The organism is Methanococcoides seepicolus (genome assembly GCF_023684405.1).
Classification (GTDB): domain Archaea; phylum Halobacteriota; class Methanosarcinia; order Methanosarcinales; family Methanosarcinaceae; genus Methanococcoides; species Methanococcoides seepicolus.
Genome location: NZ_JAGSOI010000129.1, coordinates 1 through 1,723 on the forward strand (window position 1 = coordinate 1; position 1,723 = coordinate 1,723).

At 35.6% G+C, this 1,723-nt stretch carries 1 protein-coding gene; it reads right to left on the reverse strand.

Features of this window, described 5'->3' with window-relative positions; all coding sequences use genetic code 11:
* Positions 1-259 precede the first annotated feature (259 nt).
* Positions 260-1,537, reverse strand: a complete 1,278-nt coding sequence (locus tag KDK67_RS13995; protein WP_250869461.1) for a pentapeptide repeat-containing protein — start codon at positions 1,535-1,537, stop codon at positions 260-262.
* Between the last annotated feature and the right edge of the window lie 186 nt (positions 1,538-1,723).

The following is a 1,723-nucleotide window of genomic DNA, read 5'->3' on the forward strand; positions in this document are numbered from 1 at the left end:
AGTTCATTATCGATATTGATCATATGCGGGATTTAATACATGAGAAATTTATGGAGTGCTCATCAAAAATTAGCTTTGCAAAGAGATGGATTGAAAAGTTTCTTAGTGAAAAACAGAAGTCCAAAATGTTGGGTGTTTGACTATAATGTACATTTGTAATTCTTTAATATCTGTCAAAATAGATAGGAATGTAAATTAAAAAAATAGTGTTGGACAATATGTATTGTCCTTAATTAGGGGATTGAGGTTATGTATGAAATCAATGTGAAAATGTATTTGCAAACGCATTCGATTCAAAAAGGTGTGGATGAGCCTTTATAATGTCGGAAATATCTACATCTTCGCTGAATTTAGCACCACAAAGTGTTTTTGCTTTCGAAAGTTGTTCTTTTTCGAGTGATGAAAGTATAGCACCTTCAAGATTTGCATCAGTAAGGTCAGCTCCTTCAAGATGTACCTTAAAAAGGTCAGCTCTCTCAAGATGTGCACCTATAAGGTAAGCTCCTTCAAGATGTGCACCTATAAGGCAAGCTCCTTCAAGATGTGCACCTATAAGGTAAGCTCCTTTAAGATGTGCACCTTTAAGGTCAGCTTCTTCAAGGTCTGCCTTAATAAGTTTAGCATTTTCAAGATGTGCACCCCAAAGGCTAGTTTCTTTACCTTTAAGGTGAGCATCACGAAGGTCAGCATCTTCAAGATGAACATCATGGAGGTTAGCTCCTTCAAGGTGTGCATCACAAAGGTTAGCTCCTTCAAGATGTGCACCCCAAAGGTTAGCTTCTTCAAGATGTGCACCAGCTAAATTTACTCCCTTTAAATTATACCTCTCTAAATAAACTCCTTTCAGGTTTGTGTTTCTTAGATCCAAACTTCCATATTCACTATCAGATTCATGGTGTAAACGGTTTCCAAGGATGGTACAAACAGTTTGAATATCAGTCCCGACCTTTTCCAGCGGCTGATAATTTAGTAAAGGTGAATTGAGCCTAACATAACTTGCCAAGATTTCCATGATTGGCCAATAATCCTTATTAGACTCTTTACTAATTCTTTCAAGAGCATATATCCCACCCAATCGAATTTCTGCTTTCGAATTTCCTAACTGATCAATTGCACGAGTGAAACGTTCTGTAATCTGTCCTTCGCGGGCAATTTGCAGTTCTTCTTCTGCAATATTCATGCGGTTATGAGTAACTTGCAGACTGTCTTCTGCAAATTTCATGCGTTTATGAGTAATAAGAAGACCAAGTACTACAGCAATACCGCCTGCGATTTGAGCACCTGTTGCACGTATTTTATTTTTCATGTCGATAAGCTCAATATCGGAAACAGTTCCTTGTAAAGAAGCAACTTCAATTTCAGGATAAATATAGATGATTATTATGAAGAACATCAATAAATCTAATAATACAAAAAATCCAACATACTTGTTATAAAATGATTCTGCCCAATCGGAAATATTCAGCTTAGACATATCAAAGAAATAGGTTTCGATGTATAAAATACTTTTTAACCCAAACTTCAGATATCTTCCCATCACTTTATTACTGACATTTATGTGTATTTCGTCAATTCGCTTATTCTGTCAAAATAGAAAGGAATGTACATACTAACAAAAGAGAAGGAGAGAAGAGGGAATTATCTGGAATTAACGTGTAACTCACTCTTCTCACTTACATAATATATGTGATCAATACCCAATAATCATTGGATTGCAATTACT